The sequence below is a fragment of the Nocardioides antri genome, from assembly GCF_008373765.1.
Classification (GTDB): Bacteria; Actinomycetota; Actinomycetes; order Propionibacteriales; family Nocardioidaceae; genus Nocardioides; species Nocardioides antri.
Window position 1 is genome coordinate 882,630 of record NZ_VUJW01000003.1, and the last position, 17,065, is coordinate 899,694.

The 17,065-nt window shown below is 70.9% G+C and carries 18 protein-coding genes; 1 reads left to right on the forward strand and 17 read right to left on the reverse strand.

Annotated elements, in window-relative coordinates:
* The 11 genes from F0U47_RS10395 to F0U47_RS10445 are packed head-to-tail and all read right to left on the reverse strand — an operon-like array spanning position 1 to position 10,121.
* A complete protein-coding gene (locus tag F0U47_RS10395; protein ID WP_149750277.1) occupies positions 1-1,107 on the reverse strand; it encodes an acyl-CoA dehydrogenase family protein in 1,107 nt (368 codons plus the stop codon).
* Positions 1,104-2,279, reverse strand: a complete 1,176-nt coding sequence (locus F0U47_RS10400) for an acyl-CoA dehydrogenase family protein (RefSeq protein ID WP_149750279.1) — start codon at positions 2,277-2,279, stop codon at positions 1,104-1,106. Before F0U47_RS10400 ends, F0U47_RS10395 begins: the two co-directional genes overlap by 4 nt.
* The gene (locus tag F0U47_RS10405; RefSeq protein ID WP_149750281.1) at positions 2,276-3,508 is read right to left on the reverse strand and encodes an acyl-CoA dehydrogenase family protein; all 1,233 of its coding nucleotides are present in this window, start codon (positions 3,506-3,508) and stop codon (positions 2,276-2,278) included. Before F0U47_RS10405 ends, F0U47_RS10400 begins: the two co-directional genes overlap by 4 nt.
* Positions 3,508-4,533 (reverse strand): phosphotransferase family protein, encoded by a 1,026-nt coding sequence (locus F0U47_RS10410; protein ID WP_149750283.1) that lies wholly within the window; start codon positions 4,531-4,533, stop codon positions 3,508-3,510. Before F0U47_RS10410 ends, F0U47_RS10405 begins: the two co-directional genes overlap by 1 nt.
* Positions 4,533-4,985 (reverse strand): MaoC family dehydratase, encoded by a 453-nt coding sequence (locus tag F0U47_RS10415; RefSeq protein WP_149750285.1) that lies wholly within the window; start codon positions 4,983-4,985, stop codon positions 4,533-4,535. The genes F0U47_RS10410 and F0U47_RS10415 overlap by 1 nt, the downstream gene beginning before the upstream one ends.
* A complete protein-coding gene (fabG, locus tag F0U47_RS10420) occupies positions 4,982-5,743 on the reverse strand; it encodes a 3-oxoacyl-ACP reductase FabG (RefSeq protein ID WP_149750287.1) in 762 nt (253 codons plus the stop codon). Before fabG ends, F0U47_RS10415 begins: the two co-directional genes overlap by 4 nt.
* On the reverse strand, positions 5,740-6,399 hold the full coding sequence (locus tag F0U47_RS10425; protein WP_246159552.1) for an HAD family hydrolase: 660 nt from the start codon (positions 6,397-6,399) through the stop codon (positions 5,740-5,742). Before F0U47_RS10425 ends, fabG begins: the two co-directional genes overlap by 4 nt.
* Complete coding sequence (locus tag F0U47_RS10430; RefSeq protein ID WP_149750289.1) at positions 6,396-7,379, reverse strand: NADPH:quinone oxidoreductase family protein; 984 nt, start codon at positions 7,377-7,379, stop codon at positions 6,396-6,398. Before F0U47_RS10430 ends, F0U47_RS10425 begins: the two co-directional genes overlap by 4 nt.
* Entirely contained in the window at positions 7,376-8,155 is a 780-nt protein-coding gene (locus F0U47_RS10435) for an SDR family NAD(P)-dependent oxidoreductase (RefSeq protein ID WP_149750291.1), read from the reverse strand. The genes F0U47_RS10430 and F0U47_RS10435 overlap by 4 nt, the downstream gene beginning before the upstream one ends.
* Positions 8,152-8,910 (reverse strand): SDR family oxidoreductase, encoded by a 759-nt coding sequence (locus F0U47_RS10440; protein WP_149750292.1) that lies wholly within the window; start codon positions 8,908-8,910, stop codon positions 8,152-8,154. Before F0U47_RS10440 ends, F0U47_RS10435 begins: the two co-directional genes overlap by 4 nt.
* Positions 8,907-10,121, reverse strand: coding sequence for an acetyl-CoA C-acetyltransferase (locus tag F0U47_RS10445; protein ID WP_149750294.1), 1,215 nt, complete (start codon positions 10,119-10,121; stop codon positions 8,907-8,909). The genes F0U47_RS10440 and F0U47_RS10445 overlap by 4 nt, the downstream gene beginning before the upstream one ends.
* 147 nt (positions 10,122-10,268) lie before the next feature.
* Here F0U47_RS10445 and F0U47_RS10450 point away from each other — a divergent pair, with 147 nt between their 5' ends.
* Positions 10,269-10,874, forward strand: coding sequence for a TetR-type transcription factor C-terminal domain-containing protein (locus tag F0U47_RS10450; protein WP_149750296.1), 606 nt, complete (start codon positions 10,269-10,271; stop codon positions 10,872-10,874).
* Positions 10,875-10,883: 9 nt separating this feature from the next.
* On the opposite strand, the gene F0U47_RS10455 is transcribed toward F0U47_RS10450, so the two are convergent.
* The 6 genes from F0U47_RS10455 to F0U47_RS10480 all read right to left on the reverse strand — a co-directional run bounded on the left by F0U47_RS10455 (position 10,884) and on the right by F0U47_RS10480 (position 17,055).
* Positions 10,884-11,924 (reverse strand): ABC transporter permease, encoded by a 1,041-nt coding sequence (locus F0U47_RS10455; protein ID WP_149750298.1) that lies wholly within the window; start codon positions 11,922-11,924, stop codon positions 10,884-10,886.
* Complete coding sequence (locus F0U47_RS10460; RefSeq protein ID WP_149750300.1) at positions 11,921-13,441, reverse strand: sugar ABC transporter ATP-binding protein; 1,521 nt, start codon at positions 13,439-13,441, stop codon at positions 11,921-11,923. The genes F0U47_RS10455 and F0U47_RS10460 overlap by 4 nt, the downstream gene beginning before the upstream one ends.
* A complete protein-coding gene (locus tag F0U47_RS10465; protein WP_188111269.1) occupies positions 13,438-14,592 on the reverse strand; it encodes a sugar ABC transporter substrate-binding protein in 1,155 nt (384 codons plus the stop codon). Before F0U47_RS10465 ends, F0U47_RS10460 begins: the two co-directional genes overlap by 4 nt.
* Before the next feature lie 161 nt (positions 14,593-14,753).
* On the reverse strand, positions 14,754-15,350 hold the full coding sequence (locus F0U47_RS10470; RefSeq protein ID WP_149750304.1) for a TetR/AcrR family transcriptional regulator: 597 nt from the start codon (positions 15,348-15,350) through the stop codon (positions 14,754-14,756).
* Positions 15,351-15,389: 39 nt separating this feature from the next.
* The gene (locus F0U47_RS22015) at positions 15,390-15,920 is read right to left on the reverse strand and encodes a hypothetical protein (protein WP_223162714.1); all 531 of its coding nucleotides are present in this window, start codon (positions 15,918-15,920) and stop codon (positions 15,390-15,392) included.
* A 226-nt stretch (positions 15,921-16,146) separates the two neighbouring features.
* Entirely contained in the window at positions 16,147-17,055 is a 909-nt protein-coding gene (locus F0U47_RS10480) for a phytanoyl-CoA dioxygenase family protein (protein ID WP_149750308.1), read from the reverse strand.
* Positions 17,056-17,065: the final 10 nt, after the last annotated feature.

Sequence of the window (17,065 nt, forward strand, 5' to 3'; positions counted from 1 at the left end):
TCACGCCCGAACCGGCGGGAGGTCGACCAGGCCGGCGAGGCGGGCCCGGTGCGCGCCGGCCGTGCCGAATGCGATCTGGTCGGCCTTTGCCCGCTTGAGATAGAGGTGGGCGGGATGCTCCCACGTCATCCCGATGCCACCGTGCAGCTGAACCGCCTCCTCCGCGGCATGCACGGCCAGGTCACTGCAGTAGGCCTGAGCCACCGCGGTCGCCACCGAGCCGTCCTCGTCCGCGGCCAGGGCGGCGGCCGCGGAGACCGCTACGGAGCGGGCGGACTCCACTCCGGCGTACAGGTCGGCCAGGCGGTGCTTGAGTGCCTGGAACCCCCCGACCACGCGGCCGAACTGGCGGCGCTCCTTGAGGTAGGCCACGGTCGTCTCCAGGCACCTGCCGGCCACGCCGGCCTGCTCGGAGGCGAGCAGCGCGGCACCGACCTCGAGCGCGCGCCTGACAGCGGCCTCGGCGTCGGCCAGCACCAGCTCGGCGGCAATGCCGTCGAGCGTGATGTCAGCGAGCTGCCGGGTCATGTCCAGGGACACGACGGGTTCGACCCCCGCCTGCTCGACGGGTACGGCGTACAGGGCGAGTCGATCGGCGTCGACCGTCGGCACCAGGAGCACGTCGGCCTCCAGTGCGCCGGCAACGCTGGTCACTCGCCCGGTGAGCCGGCCACCGTCATCGGCGGTCACCGATGCCAGCTCCCGCCCCGGTGCGTCCAGCTCGATCGAGAGTGGCACTGTCATGGCGACGGTGCAGTCACCGGTGGCAAGCCTGCCGAGCAGAGCGTGGTCGGAGTCGAGCAGCGCAGTGGTCGCCACGACCGCACTGGTGAGGAACGGCACGGGTGCGACATGTCGGCCGAGCTCGTCGAGCACGACCGCCGCCTCGCGTGTCGAGGCGCCGGCACCGCCGTGCTCCTCGGGCACGAGCAACCCGGCCAGTCCCAGGTCGACGGACAGCGCCTTCCAGAGCCGCTCCACCAGTGACCGGTCGCCGTCGTAGACCGCGGCGACCGCCGACAGCTCGCAGTGGTCGACCAGGAGGTCGCGGACCGTGGCCCGCAGGTCGTCCTCGACATCGGTGGGCAGGAGGTTCAGGTCGCTCACTTCTGGAGCTCCTTCCAGGGGACGTCCTTGTCGAGGCGTGGCTCGGCGGGCAGGCCGAGGACCCGCTCGGCGATGATGTTGCGGAGGATCTCCGAGGTGCCGCCTTCGATCGAGTTCCCCTTGGCGCGGAGATAGCGATAGCCGGCATCCCTGCCGGTGAAGTCGACCGACTCCGGGCGGACCATGGTCCAGTCGGAGTAGCGCAGCCCGTCCTCGCCGAGCAGCTCCAGCTCCAGGCCGGACAGCTGTTGGGCGATCGTGGCGAACGCCAGCTTCATTGCAGAGCCCTCGGGACCGGGCTGCCCTTGAGCGAGCTTCTGCCGCAGTCGTTGGCCGGTGATCCGGGCCGCCTCAGCGTCCACCCAGAGGCGGAGCAGCCGATCATGCAGCTCCGGGGTTCGGCGCTCCGGCTGTGCTCGCCAGGTCCGAGCGACCACGCCGATCATGCCGGACTCGCGCAGGGCGGTCTTGCCGATGGAGACCCGTTCGTTGTTCAAGGTGGCATTGGCGACCTTCCAGCCCTGTCCCTCCTCACCGAGCCGGTGGCTGTCCGGGATGCGCACATCGGTCAGGAAGACCTCGTTGAACTCCGCCTCGCCGGTGATCTGCCGCAGCGGACGGACCTCGATGCCGGGGTCGGTCATGTCGCACAGGAAGTAGGTCAGCCCCGAGTGCTTGGGCTGGTCCGGGTCCGTGCGAGCGACCAGGATGGCGTACTTCGCGTTGTGGGCGCCGGAGGTCCAGACCTTCTGGCCGTTCACCACCCAGGCGTCACCGTCTCGCACCGCGCGCGTGGCCACGCCGGCGAGGTCCGAACCGGCACCCGGCTCACTGAACAGCTGGCACCAGATCTCCTCGCCGGTCCACAGCGGCTTCAGGAAGCGGGCCTTCTGCGCGTCCGTGCCGAAGGCGAGGATGGTCGGAGCCGCCATGCCGAGTCCGATCCCGTTGGCACTCGGATTGTTGTCCGGCGCGCCGGCCTCGACGAACAGCCGGTCCACCTCCGCTTGCAACGCCTGGGGCACGCCCAGTCCTCCGTGGCCCTCGGGAAACGCGACCCAAGCCAGCCCGGCGTCGTACCGAGCACGGAGGAACTCCAGCCGGTCGGTCGACCGGGGGTCGTGGGTGGCCAGGAAGTCGGCCACCCTTCCCCGGAGCTCGTCGATGGTCATCGCGCCTCCCTCGCGCTCCGCTGGCGGGCGAGCTCGGCCTTGGCGAGGGCGTTCTTGTGGACCTCGTCAGGGCCGTCCGCGAACCGCAGGGTCCGGATGCCGGCATACATGTTGGCCAACGGGAAGTCCTGCGACAGCCCACCCGCGCCGTGGACCTGGATGGCCTTGTCCAGGATCCACTGCACGGTCTCGGGTGTGGCGATCTTGATCGCCTGGATCTCGGTGTGCGCGCCCTTGTTGCCCACCGTGTCCATCAGCCACGCGGTCTTCAGCACCAGCAGCCGCAGCTGCTCCAGCTTCACCCGCGACTCCGCGATCCAGGTCCGCACTGTGCCCTGGTCGGCGATCGGGCGACCGAACGCCACCCGGGAGTCGGCGCGCTCGCACATCAGCTCGATGGCGCGCTCCGCGATCCCGATCGATCGCATGCAGTGGTGGATCCGGCCCGGACCGAGCCTGGCCTGGGCGATGCCGAACCCGCCGCCCTCCTCGCCGATCAGGTTCGTGGCGGGGACCCGGACGTCGGTGAAGCGGAGCTCCGCGTGGCCGCCGTGCTCGCGATCGTCGTAGCCGATGACGTGCATGCCGCGCACGACCTCCAAGCCGGGGGCGTCGCGGGGGACCAGGATCATCGACTGCTGGCGGTGCCGCTCCGCGGTCGGGTCGGTCTTGCCCATGACGATGAAGATCTTGCAGTTCGGGTTCATCGCGCCGGTGATCCACCACTTGCGGCCGTTGAGGACGTACTCGTCGCCGTCACGGACGATCGACAGGGCGATGTTGGTGGCGTCCGAGGAGGCGACGTCGGGCTCGGTCATCGCGAACGCCGAGCGGATCTCTCCGGCCAGCAGCGGCTCCAGCCACGTCTTCTTCTGCTCCTCCGAACCGAACAGGTGCAGCACCTCCATGTTGCCCGTGTCCGGGGCCGCGCAGTTCATCGCGGGCGGTGCAAGATGGATGCTGCGGCCCGAGATCTCGGCGAGTGCGGCGTACTGCAGGTTCGTGAGACCCGCGCCGTCCTCACCGGGCAGGAAGAGGTTCCACAGCCCCCGCTTCTGGGCCTCGACCCGCAGCTCCTTGATGACGGGCGCCGAGTCCCACGCCCAGGGGTCGTCCAGCTCGGCGAGCTGGTCGTGGAACACCGCCTCGGCGGGGTGGACGTGCGAGTCCATGAAGTCGAGCAGGTTCTCTCGCAGGCCCGAGGTCCTGGCGTCGAACTGGAAATCCATCAGCGGTACTCCTTCAGTGCGGTGAGGCCGGCGTCGAGCAGGGGGTGGACGGCGGGCCCGATGCTCTCGAAACCGGGGCCGACCGTCTGACCCTGCAGGTGGCGGTAGTGGATGCCCTCGAGGATCGCGGCGAGCTTGTAGGACGCGAGCCCGAGGTAGAAGCCGAGCCCGGACAGGTCGCGGTCGCTGTGCGTGGCATAGCGCGCGAGGATCTCGTCCTCGGTGAGGAAGCCGGGCGCCGAGGCGGCGTCGGCAACGGCGTTGCCGCCCACCAGCTCACCCAGCCGCTGGTAGACCACCAGGAGGGCGAGGTCGGTCAGCGGGTCACCGAGGGTGGCCATCTCCCAGTCGATGACGGCCGCGGGCCGGTCTTGGGCGTCCGTCAGCACGTTGTCGAGGCGGAAGTCTCCGTGCACGATCCCGGTCGCGGACTCGGCGGGCACCGACGCAGCCAGCCGGCGGTGCAGCTCGTCGGCGGCAGGGAGGTCGCGGGCGTGGGAGGCGCCGAGCTGCTTCTTCCAGCGCGCCACCTGCCGGCCGAGGAAGCCCTCGGGCCGGCCGAAGTCGCGGAGCCCGACTGCTTCCGGCGACACCGCGTGCAGCGCGGCGAGGACGTCGACCAGGTTCTCGGAGATGGCGCGGGTGCGCTCGGGGCCGAGGGGCGCGAGCTCGCGGGCGTAGCGGTACGGCACGCCCTCGACGTGCTCCATCACGTAGAACGGGGCACCGAGCACGTCGGTGTCCTCGCACAGCGCGTACGTCGTGGGGACCGGCACGTCGGTGTCCTGGAGGGCCGACATCACGCGGTACTCCCGTGCCATGTCGTGCGCGGTGGCCAGGACGTGGCCGAGCGGCGGCCGGCGGACGATCCAGGCGCGATGCCCGTCGGTCAGCCGGTAGGTCAGGTTGGACTTGCCGCCGGCGATCAGCTCGGCGCCGAGGTCACCGCCGACGCCGTGCACCACGGTACGGAGCCACGGCGCAAGGCGTCCGAGGTCGAGGCCGGGCAGCTCGTGCGCGCCCATCACACGACCACGACGGTGACCGTGTCGACGACGCAGACCGGCTTGTCGCCGCCCTCCCGTTCGACGGTGACCCGTGACCTGACCTGGTGCCCTCCGCCACTGGGCCCGACGGAGAGCACCTCGACGCCTGCGCGGACCTTCGAGTCGACCGGGACCGGGGCGGGGAACCGCAGCTTGTCGGCGCCGTAGTTGATGCCCATCTGCACGCCCTCGATCGTGTAGATCTCCCACACCATCATGGGCACCAGGGACAGGGTCAGGTAGCCGTGCGCGATCGTGCTGCCGAACGGGCCCTGCGCAGCCTGGTGGGGATCCACGTGGATCCACTGGTGGTCACCGGTGGCGGAGGCGAAGGCGTCGATCTGCTCCTGGGTGATGGTGCGCCAGTGGGAGTAGCCGATGTGCGTGCCGACCGCCGCCTCGAGATCGGCGATGCCGTTGAAGATCCTCACGCCTTCGGCCCTCCCGCGACGTAGATGACCTGTCCCGACGTGAACCCGGCGCCCTCGCTCACGAAGTAGGAGACAGCGTGCGCGATGTCCTCGGGGCGGCCGGTGCGGGCCACCGGGATCTCCGCGGCGGCCGCCGCCTTGAAGTCCTCGAAGGACACGCCCATCCGCGCGGCGGTCGCAGCCGTCATCTCGGTCTCGATGAACCCCGGGGCGATCGCGTTGACCGTCACGCCGAACTTGCCGAGCTCCAGCGCCAGCGTCTTGGTGAATCCCTGGAGACCGGCCTTCGCCGTGGCGTAGTTGGCCTGGCCGCGGTTCCCGAGAGCCGAGGTGCTGGAGAGGTTGACGATGCGGCCGAAGCTCGCGTGGGTCATGTACCCCTGGACGGCGCGCGCCATGAGGAACGACCCACGCAGGTGGACACCCATCACGGCGTCCCAGTCGTCGACGGTCATCTTGAACAGCAGGTTGTCGCGGATGATGCCGGCGTTGTTGACCAGGACGGTCGGCTCACCGAGCGTGTCCGCGATCCGCTCGACCGCTGTCTGGACGGCTCCTTCGTCCGCGACGTCGACACCGACGGCGAGGGCACGGCCGCCTGCGGCCTCGATCTCCGCGACGACGGCCGCGCAGGCCGACTCGTCGAGGTCGAGGACGGCGACCGCGAAGCCGTCCGCGGCCAGGCGCCTGGCGACGGCGGCGCCGATGCCGCGGGCGGCTCCGGTGACGATGGCAGTACGTCGGGGGGTCGTGGTCATGCGGGGGCTCCACTCGTGATCGGAAGGTCGGGGACGAGTGCCGCGAGTGCGGCACGGGTGGTCGTGGCGTCGGTGTGCAGGAGGCCCTGCAGCCCGACGTGGCGGGCACCGAGGACGTTGGGCTCGGCATCGTCGATGAAGAGCACCCGGTCGGCCGGCAGGCCGAGTCGCTCCAGAGCCAGCTCGAAGATGGCTGCGTGCGGCTTGCGCAACCCCACCTCCCCCGAGATGACGACGGGGTCGAGGAGGGCGTCGATCCGCTCCCGCGGATAGGTGTTGCCCCAGCTGTTCGACAGCAGCCCCACGCGGATCCCGACCGAGCGCAGGTCGTCGATCAACGCGAACGCGGCCGGGTCGGGGCGCATCCCGGCGAAGATCCGCTGCAGCAGACCCTCCGGATCTACCGGGCGGCCGTCGAGCGTGGTCAGCTCGGCCGCCAGCAGTGCGTCGAACTCCGGCGGCGACAGCCCGCCGGTCTCCAGCCGGTGGATCGGGGTGCCGTCGTCGGCGTCCCGGGACAGCCAGGCCTTGAGTATGCGCGAGAACGACCGCGGGTCGATGCCGTCCGCGTCCTGCCAGGCCGCGATCGAGTCCCGCACGGGCAGGGTGAGCACCCCGCCGTAGTCGAACAGCACCGCGTCGATCGAGCGCGTCACGGCTGCACCACCACCCGACCGACGGTCGTCCCGTCGGCGAGCCGCTGCACACCGCGGGCCACGTCGCCGAGCGCCAACCGCTCGCTCACCAGCGGCCGTACGGCGCCTGCGGCGGCGAGCCGGGTGAGGTCACGGTGGCAGTCAGCGACGGCAGTCGGGTCGTAGCGGTTGTACAGACCCCAGTGCAGGCCCACGATCGAGTAGTTCTTGACCAGGGCGTGGTTGAGCGCCGCTGACTGGATCTCGCCTCCGGCGAAGCCGACCACGAGGATCCGCCCCTCGAAGGCGATGCACTTGGTGGAGCGGGCGTAGGTGTCCCCGCCGACAGGGTCGTAGACCACGTCCGCACCCCGTCCTCCCGTCTCGGCCTTGACCACCTCGACGAAGTCCTGCTCGCGGCGGTCGATCGTGACGTCGGCACCCAGCTCGCGCGCCACCTCGGCCTTCTCGGGGCCACCGACGACGCCGATCACCCGCGCCCCGGCGGCCTTGCCGAGCTGGACGGCGGCGCTGCCGACGCCACCGGCGGCCGCGTGCACCAGCAGGGTCTCCCCTTCCTGCAGACCGGCTCGGCGATGCAGGCCGAACCATCCGGTCTGGTAGCCGATGTAGAGCGACGACGCCTGCGCGTCGTCCAGCTCCGGCGGGGCCGGGAAGGTGGTCGCAGCGTCCATCACGGCGAGCTCGCCGAACCCGCCGTACGGCAGCACGGGGCCGCCGATGACACGGTCGCCCACGGCGAAAGTCGTGACGCCCTCGCCGAGCGCGACGACCTCGCCGCACAGCTCGACGCCGGGCGTGAACGGAAGGTCCGGCCGGACCTGGTAGAGCCCCCGGCACATCAGGACGTCCGGGAAGTTCGCCGGCGAGGCCAGCACCTTCACCACCAGCTGACCCGCAACCGGCTCGGGGTCGGCGACCTCCACCAACGCCAGGACGTCGCGGGGCTCACCGAGCTCGTCGACGCGCCACGCCTTCATCCGCGTGCTCCTTCCTCGTGGGCCTCGACGAGACGCTGCAGCTTGCTCATGCCCTCGAGCCAGCGATCGGTCTGCGTGGCACGCAGCGCGTAGTAGTCGGCCACCTCGGGATGCGGGAGCACGAGGAAGCGGTCGTCATCCATCGCCTGCCACATCGCCTCGGCGACGTCCTCGGGCTCGAGCGCGCGGTCGTGGCTGAGCACCTCCTCGAGAGCGCCCGCGTTCGCGAGCATCCGCGTCCTGACCCCTTGCGGGCAGATCGCCTGCACGACGACACCGCGGTGGCGGTACGTCGCGGACAGCCACTCCGCGAAGGCGACGGCGGCGTGCTTGCTGACCGAGTACGTCGGGCTGCCGAGCAACGTGAGCAGCCCGGCCGCCGACGCCGTGACCACGAACCGGCCGGCGCCGCGCTCGACCCAGTCGGGCACCAGCAGCCGAGCCGCCCGGACGTGTGCGAGCACGTTGACTTGGAGGCATGCGGCCCAGTCCGACTCGGGTGCGTCCAGGCCGTGCCCGGAGTCGATGCCGGCGTTGGCGAACCAGGCGTCGACAGCGCCGAGATGGCCGCGGGCGGCCTCGACGAGAGCGGTCACGCCCTCCTCCGACGCGGCGTCACCGGGAACGGGACGCCCCCCGATCTCCGCGGCGACACGGGCAGCCGCCTCGGCGTCGAGATCGTTCACGACGACCCGGGCGCCCTCGGCGCTCATCCGGGTGGCGAGGGCCCGGCCGATGCCGTGCCCGGCGCCGGTGACGACGACGCCGAGGTTCACTCGATGGCTCCGGAGAGCTTCAGGCCGCCGTCGGCGACGACCATCTCGCCGGTGATCCAGGAGGCCTCGTCGGAGAGCAGGAAGGCGACCAGGCTGCCGATGTCCTCCGGCTCACCGAGACGCTTGAGCGGGTAGTCGGCGGCGACGGCGTCCTCGCGCCCGTCGTACAGCTTCTCCGCGAAGCGGGTCTTGACGACGGCCGGAGCGACCGCGTTGACCCGGATCCCCGGCGCCATCTCGACGGCCATCAGCTCGGTGAGCGACGCGAGCATCGCCTTGCTGGCGCCGTAGAACCCGATGCCCGGCGCGGGACGCACGGCCGAGAACGACGCAACGTTGACGATGGCGCCCCCGTGCTCCTTCATCCAGGCCTTGTAGACGTGCTGGGTCCAGGAGACGGCCGCGATGCAGTTGACCTCCACGACCTTGCGGGCGACGCCCAGGTCGAGGTCCATCAGCGGACCGTACGCCGGGTTGATGCCGGTGTTGTTGACCAGGAGGTCCAGGCTGCCGAAGGTCTCGATCGCCTGGCGGACCGTGTCGGCCTGGTGCTCGACGTCGTCGGCCTTGCCTGCGACACCCAGCGCTACGGAGGGGCCGCCGAGCGCGGCCACGGCCTCGTCGAGCGCGTCCTTCTTGCGGGCGGTGAGGACGACACGCGCGCCCTCGGCGGCGAGTCGCTCCGCGATCGCCAGGCCGATGCCCCGGCTGGCGCCCGTGACGATGGCGACCCTGTCCCCGAACCGGCCGCTCACGAGAGCCGCTCCAGCACCATCGCCATGCCCTGTCCGCCGCCGACGCACATGGTCTCCAGGCCGAGCTGCTTGTCGTGCCACTGCAGTGAGCTGATCAGCGTGCTGGTGATCCGCGCGCCGGTCATGCCGAACGGGTGGCCGATCGCGATGGCGCCGCCGTTGACGTTCAGCCGGTCCTCGTCGATGCCGAGCTCGCGGGCCGAGCCGATCACCTGTGAGGCGAAGGCCTCGTTGATCTCGACCAGGTCGATGTCGTCGATCGTCATCCCGGCCCGGGCCAGCGCGCGGCGGGACGCCTCGACCGGGCCGAGACCCATGATCTCGGGCGACAGGCCGGACACCCCGGTCGACACGATCCGAGCCAACGGGGTCAGCCCGAGCTCACGCGCCAAGGTGTCGGACATGATCACGAGCGCCGCGGCGCCGTCGTTGAGCGGGCAGCAGTTGCCGGCGGTGACGGTGCCGTCGGGGCGGAAGACCGGCTTGAGCTCGGAGACCGCCTCCAGGGTGACCCCGGCGCGCGGACCGTCGTCCGTGCTGACGACGGTGCCGTCGGGGAGGGTGACCGGTGTGATGTCCGTGGCCCAGAAGCCGTCGGCGATCGCCTGCTCGGCGAGGTTCTGGCTGCGGACGCCGAAGGCGTCCTGCTCGGCGCGGCTGATGCCGGCGACCTGGGCGACGTTCTCGGCGGTCTGGCCCATCGCGATGTAGATGTCGGGAAGGGCGCCGAGGGCGCGGGGGTCCTCCCACGTCCGGCCGCCCTGCGCGAAGCTCGCGGTCCGGGCCTGTGCCTCGGCGGCGAGCGGGTTCTGGCCCTCGGGATTGTCGGACCATCCGTTGAAGTAGCGGCTCACGGTCTCCACGCCCGCCGAGATGAAGACGTCACCCTCGCCGGCCTTGATCGCGTGCAGGGCCATCCGCGTGGTCTGCAGGCTCGAGGAGCAGTAGCGGTTGACCGTCACTCCGGGGACCTCGTCCAGCCCGGCGAACACCGCCACCGCACGGGCCAGGTTGTTGCCGGCCTCGCCGGCGGGCTGGCCAACGCCGAGCATGAGGTCGTCGATCTGCGCGGGATCCAGCTGCGGCACCTGGTCGAGGACGGCGCGCACCATCTGGACGGTCAGGTCGTCGGGGCGCAGGTCCTTGAGCGACCCCTTGCCGGCGCGCCCGATGGGCGAGCGGGCGGTCGCGACGATCACGGCTTCAGGCATCCGGATTCCTCCTCGATCCAAACTAAGCGTGCGCTTAGTTTGCGTGCCCTCTACGATGCACGGGGACGGCCGGGCCCGTCAACCGGGACCCCGGTGTGCGTCCCGTCACATCCACTGGGTGGAGCTCGGCGGAGGAGGGACGACGAGATGACCGGCACGGCTGCCCGGACGCGGCCCCACGCGGACGAGACCCGCAACCGGCTGATGGACGCCGCCGCTGCGGCCTTCGCGGAGCGCGGCTTCCACGGCACCAGCACCCGTGACATCGCCGCCGCCGCCGGGCTCAGCCCGGCTGCGGTCTACGTCCACCACCGCTCCAAGGAGGAGCTGCTCCACCAGATCTCCCTGCGGGGGCACGTGGCGACGCTCGAGCTGATGCGCCACGCCATCGCGTCCACCGACGACCCCACCGGCCAGCTGATCGCCGTCGTCCGGTCGTTCGCCGCCTATCACGCCCGCGCCAACACCAGCGCCCGCGTGATCAACTACGAGCTCGCGGCGCTGAGCGAGGACCACCTGGCCGAGGTCCTCGAGATCCGCCGCACGATCACCGCCGAGCTGCGGGGCGTCGTGGAGCGCGGGGTGGCGTCAGGAGCGTTCGACACCGCGAACCCGCGCCTCGCGGCCACCGCCCTGCTGTCCCTGGGCATCGACGTCGCCCGCTGGTACCGCGAGGAGCGCGAGTGGAGCCCCGACGACATCGGCACCCAGTACGCCGACCTCGCCCTCAGGATGGTCGGCGCCCAGCGCTGATCGCGTCCGTCAGGCGCTGCTGTTGCGCCGCCCGAGCCAGGCCGCGAGGGCGACGCCGAGGATGAGGGCGGCACCGTTGACGTAGCTGCTCGTGTACGGCGGCGTGCCGGCCAGGTTGAGCCCGTTGTTGAGCACGGCCAGGAACAGGATCGCGACCAGCGTTCCGCCCACGTTGTACCGGCCTGGCCGGATCGACGCCGCACTCAGGAACGCTGCCGCCAACGCCGGGAGCGCGAAGCCCGCGCCGACGTTGGGATCCGCTCCCCCGGCCCGCGCGAGCTGCAGCAGGCCGCCGGTCGCGGCCAGGGCGCCGGCGAGCACGAAGGAGACCGACAGCACCAGCCGGACCCTGATCCCGACCAGCGCCGCCGCGGACGGGTTGACGCCCAGGGCGTAGAGGTAGCGCCCGTAGGGGGTGTGGTCGAGCAGGTAGTACACGAGCAGGGCGACGACCGCGACGGCGTACACGGTGCGCGGCAGTCCGAGGAACGTGCCGGTGCCGAACTCCACGACCGCGAGCGGGATGTCACCGAACACGGCGATGCCGCCGGTGCGCTGGTTGATGACGCCGTCCAGGATCGTCGCCATGCCGAGGGTCGTGATGACCGCGTTGACCCCGACTCGAGTGGTGATGAAGGCATTGACCACCCCGATCAGGACACCGGCGCCGATCCCGAGGGCCAGCGCCAGGGCAAGGGCGACGCCGTCGGCCAGCGCCTGCGCCGTCAGCACCGCGGCGAGCGCAGCGACGGCGCCGACGGACAGGTCCCACTGGCCGGCGATCAGCGGCACGAGCGCGCCCAGTGCGATCACGGCGACCACCGTCTGCGAGCCGAGCAGCACGGTGAGGTTGGCCGAGGTGAGGAAGTAGTCCGAGGTCTCCGGCCACAGGCTGAAGAACGCGGCGATCACCACCGTCACAGCCGGGAGCGCCAGCGCCTCGACGTACGACGACCACCTCCGCTCCGCCCTCGCCGTGACCGTCGGGGCGGACGCGAGGGCGGACGTCGGCTCCACCGCCTCCGGCTCGGTCGTTGCGTGGGTGGTCATGATGCCTCCTGGTCGATGCCGAACGCTCGGCTTTGAAGGGTGTGCTCCGACATGTCCGCCGGGGCGACCTCGTCGGCGATCCGGCCGCTGCGGATGACGAGAGCGCGGTCGCAGAAGGTCGCCAGCTCATCGAGGTCCGAGGTCGCCACGAGCGCGGTCGCGCCCTGGTCGACGGCGTGCCGGACCAGGTGCCAGATCTCGGCGCGAGCGCCGACATCGACCCCCTGGGAAGGTTCGTCGAGCAGCAGCAGTCGCGGGTCACGACGCAGCCACCGAGCCAGCACGACCTTCTGCTGGTTGCCGCCGGACAGCGTGCCCATCGCGGCGCGAGTCGAGGTGGTCTTGACGTGGTAGTCCCCCACCAGCCGGCGGGCGGCTGCCGCCTCGGCGCGATGACGGATCCGGCCGCGGCGGAAGTACTCACCACTCGTCGCCAGCGACAGGTTCTCCCCCACGCTCAGCGACGCGAACGCGGCGTCCGCCTGTCGGTCCTCGGGGATGTAGGCCACTCCCGCCCGCATCGCCGCACCAGGACCGGCGGGACGGAACGGACGCCCGTCGATCTCCACCGTGCCTGCGGTGGCCGGCAGGGCCCCGAACAGGAGCTTCAGCAGACTGGAGCGACCCGAACCCAGCAGGCCCGCCAACCCGACGATCTCGCCCGGGCGCAACGCGAAGCTCGCCCCCACGACCGGACCCCCGGCCAGGCCGTCGACGACGACCGACGCCGGTCCGGCCGGGGGCTCGCGGCGGGCGGAGACCGACGTCCCCGCCGATCGGACGGCGGGACCGATGATCGCCCGCGACAGGCGGTCGTGCGTCAGCTCGTCTCGCTCGACGTGGACGTCTACCAGTCCGTCCCGCATGATCGTCGCCCGGTCCGCGACCCGCACCACCTCGTCGAGACGGTGCGTCACGTAGACGACCGAGTGGCCGTGACCGACGAACTCCCGGACGAAGGCGAGGAGCTGGTCGACCTGCGCCGGGGGGAACGACGACGTCGGCTCGTCCAGCACCAGCACGCCGGCCTGCTCGAGGTCCTGCATCGCCCGAGCGATGCAGATCATGGTCTGGGTCGCGACGCTGCTGGCGCCTGCGAGCTGGCGCGGGTAGACCGGCACCCCGAAGCGGTCCAGCAGGTCACGGGCGCGGCGGTTCTGGCTGCGCCAGTGGATCCGCCCCGTCCTTCCGGCCTCCCAGCCGTGGCCGATCGCGAGGTTCTCCGCGACGCTGAGGTCCGGGAAGATCGACAGCTGCTGGTGGACGAACCGGAGGCCCGCCTCGCGAGCGTGACGGGGAGTCATGGCGGGGGCGGCGTGCAGCTGTCCGGCGACGGCGATCTCGCCGTCGTCACCCGGGCCGACGCCGGCGAGCGCCTTGATCAAGGTGGACTTGCCGCAGCCGTTGCCGCCGAGGAGGGCATGGACGCTGCCCTCCTCGACGTCGAGGTCGACGCCTCGCAGGGCGGGAACGCCGGCGAAGTGCTTCGTCAGGCCCCGGACCGCGAGGACGGTCATCCGTCGACTCCCCAGCTCTCCAGGTAGATCGCCTCGTAGTCGACGGTGGCCGCGACCTTGCCCTCCTTCGGCACGTCCTCCTGCTCGACCAGCTGCTGACCGATGCCGGTCGGCGCGCTCTCGCCCGTCGGGGTCTCCCCGTGGAGGAGCCGGTTCATCCAGTCCACCGCGGCGAACCCCTCCCACCGGGGGTCGAACACGATATCGGCGTTGAGGCCGCGGTTCTGCCGCATCAGGTCGAAGGCCGCGGTGGTGCCGCCGACCGAGATCACCTTGATCTGGCCGCCACGCCCCGAGGACACGATCGCCGAGGACACACCAGCGACCAGGAGGTCGTCGTAGGGCACCAGCATCCCGATCGCGTCGGGGTTCTTCAGGATCGCCTGCTCAACCTTCTGCTGGAGCGCCGGGCCGATCTCCGGCGCAGTGAACTCGACCGTGACGTGCTTGCAGTCGGGGCACTCCTCCTCCAGGGTCGCCGCCACACCGTCCGACTGGTAGAGCGTGATCGCCGCGTCGGTCTCGCGGAGCTCGATGATCGTCCCCTTGCCGTTTGCGCTCGCTGCGGCCCACAGGGCCTGGTCGGCACCCAGCTGGCGCGCGAACTCGGGGAAGTCGCCGTCGGCGTACGTGAGCACCGTCTCCAGGGACGGGTCGCAGTCCTCGGACTCGACACCCACGACCGGGATCCGGGCCTTCTTCGCGGCCTCGAGGCCGTTCCGCACGGCGGCGCAGTCGAGCGCGTAGAGGACGATGCCGTCAGCGCGGGCCGCGATCGCCTGCTCGATGCCGGTCAGCCAGAGGCTCGGCTGGAACTTCCCGTCGACTACCTTGGCGTTCCAGCCCACCGCCTCCGCTGCATCCTCAAAGCCCTGGGCGCTGGCCGCGATCAGCTCGAGCGACATCCCGCTCGCAATGAACCAGACGTCCTTACCGGCCTCCGGCTTGGGGGCTTCGGTGGCGGGCGACGTCCCACTGCCCTCGTAGAGGAGCTCCAGGCGGGCTTGCCCCTCCTGGCTCAACGTGGAGATGTCCGGGCCCGATCCCGAGGAGGACTCCGAGCTGCTCCCGCACGCGGACAGCGACGCCGCGCCGGCCAGGACCGCAGCGAGCGCTGCGACCGAACGGCGGTGGATCTTGATCGTGGGCACGATGGCCTCCAGGTTTGTGATCATTTGACTGAGACGCGTGATCATAAACACATCTGGCGTGGGCCCGCAATGAAAAGTTCGAGTTGCGGCAGAGCGGGCGTCGATGCGAAAACCGCGCTGGGTCGTCCCGAGGGACGACCCAGCGCGGTGGTGGAGGAAGGTCAGGCGGAGCGGCGGGACCTGCGACCGAGATACGCCTCCAGCATGGCGGACGCGGTGTCGATCTCGCGCCGGAGGAGCTTCTCGTCGGCGGAGGCGATGAACTGGTTGTTCAGGCCGTCGACCAGCCCGAGCAGCACCCGCGCCACCGACTCGATCTCGTCGTCAGGGAGGGGCGACTTCGCCGCCCTGAGCCGGTCGCGCCACAGCTCGACGTACATGTCGTAGAGACGGACCCCGGCCTCCGGGTCGTTGCGCTCGGCCCAGAGCCAGATCTCCAGCTGGGCGCGATTCGCGGCAGGACGATCGATGGCGGAGAGGAGGGTCTCCGTCAGGATCTGCACGGCGATGGACGCCGTGCTCTGGCCTCGCGGAACCCGCTCCTCCAGGTCCGAGCCGACCATCTCGGCCAGGTACTCGAACACCGCCCAGAGCAGGTTCTCCTTGGTCTGGAAGCAGTAGTGCAACGTCGCCAGCGGAGCTGACGCCTCCTGGGCGATCCGTCGCGTCGTCGCCCCGTCAACCCCGTCGCGCGCGATCACGACGATCGCTGCGTCGATGAACTGCTGCCGCCGCACTTCGGTGGGCACGTGCGCCATCGCGGCGCCTCCTTGAGTCGACTAAGTCACTTGAACAAGTCAGACCTTAGCAGGCGTCCCGTCCGGGCCGGCGACCATGCGCGAGCCCTTGCTCGCCAGGGCGGCGACGGGGAGATCGAGGACCGTGCGGAATCCCGGCTCGGCCGCAGCCACAGGCGAGACCGCGTTGGCCGCCATGGCCACCGTTGACAGGAAGCTCTCGTAGCCCGCCGGAGCGTTGACCTCGATGGTCTGCTCCCGTCCCACGATGGTCAGCGAGTCGCCCGGCTCCACGTCGTCGTCGGCCTCGAAGATCCCGAACCGCGTCGCGAGCTCAATGACCGGCTCGCCGGCCAGGACTCCACGTGCCCGGTGGACCACACTGGCAACGGTGCCGGCCGTCCATGAGCATGCCGGGGTTGCACGCCGGTTCCGAGCACGGAGACGCCGTTGTCCCGAGCGACCGCGTCGAGCCGGGCAACGATGTCCGGATGGGCGAACCCCGGGTCGCGGAGCTCCTCGCAGATCGACACCACGTTGGTTCCGCGGGAGAGCAGGGCGGTGAGCACCGGCTCGATGTCCGCGAGCCACGACGACGTGGCCACAACGGCCACGTCGGCCTCCGGGAGAGCTTCAGTCGTGGCGACGACGGGGACCGCAGGCGCACGCTGGACGAGGGAGTCCAGTCCTGCTCCTGCGAGCTCGGGCCGGACGTCGACCGCGCCGACGAGCTCGCAATCGGCACGCGCCACGAGGGCTTCGGCGATGGCCGACCCGGTGGCACCGAGACCGACCACGGCGACCGTGGTCGGCCCTGTCACACGGTTGCCTTGGAGGCGTCGTCGAACTGGGCGAAGGAATTGGCGACCTCGGCACCCTCTCCCTGGAGCATGAAGATCGGGTCGGCCATGACGCCCTCGTGCTCGACGAAGCCGGTGCCCGGAGGGCACACCGACCAGCCGAGGAGCCGCTGGATGTCCTCGTCGAAGGTCTTCACGACCTCGGCCGGATAGGTCAGGTAGGCGTTCTCCTCCTGGCGGAGGAACCCGAGGTCGAGACCGATGGTCAGGCCGATCCTGTTGCTGTCCGAGGTGTTGGTGCCGCCGCCGTGGAACGTGCCGCCGACCCAGATCAGGGCCGAGCCGGCGCTCATGACGGTCGGCACCGCCTCGTCGACCCGGGGGCCGCGGTCGTCGCCCCACAGGTGGCTGCCGGGGACCACCATGGTCCCGCCGTTCTCCGCGGTGAAGTCGGTGACCGCCACCATGATCTGGACCCGGGCCTGGCGGTAGCCCTCGGGGTGACGCCACTGCCACACACCGTCGTCGCGGTGGAGGGGCTGGGCACCCTCGCCGGGGTGGATGTCGATGATCGAGCTGACACCGACCGTGTAGTTGGGGGTCAGCTCGAGCATGTCCTCGCCGAAGAACCCCGTCTGGGGAACCTCGAGGAAGTGGCTGGCGATGCCCGCGTAGTGCGGGTGCCGCACGGCCGTGGCGGCGTGGCGCGTGTGCTGGAAGACGCCGTACAGGCGCTTGGTGCGGTGACCGGAGAAGTCGTCCTGGCCCCACGGGGTCGCGGCCATGGCGGTGTCGATGTCGGACCGCAGCTCGGCAAGCGTGGCACTGTCGAAGAAGTCGCGGATGATGACGCCACCATCGCGCTCGATGACGGCGATCGCCTCTTCGACCGTCGAAGTGGCGTCCAGGGTGGTCAGCGTGCTCATGGCACGTCCT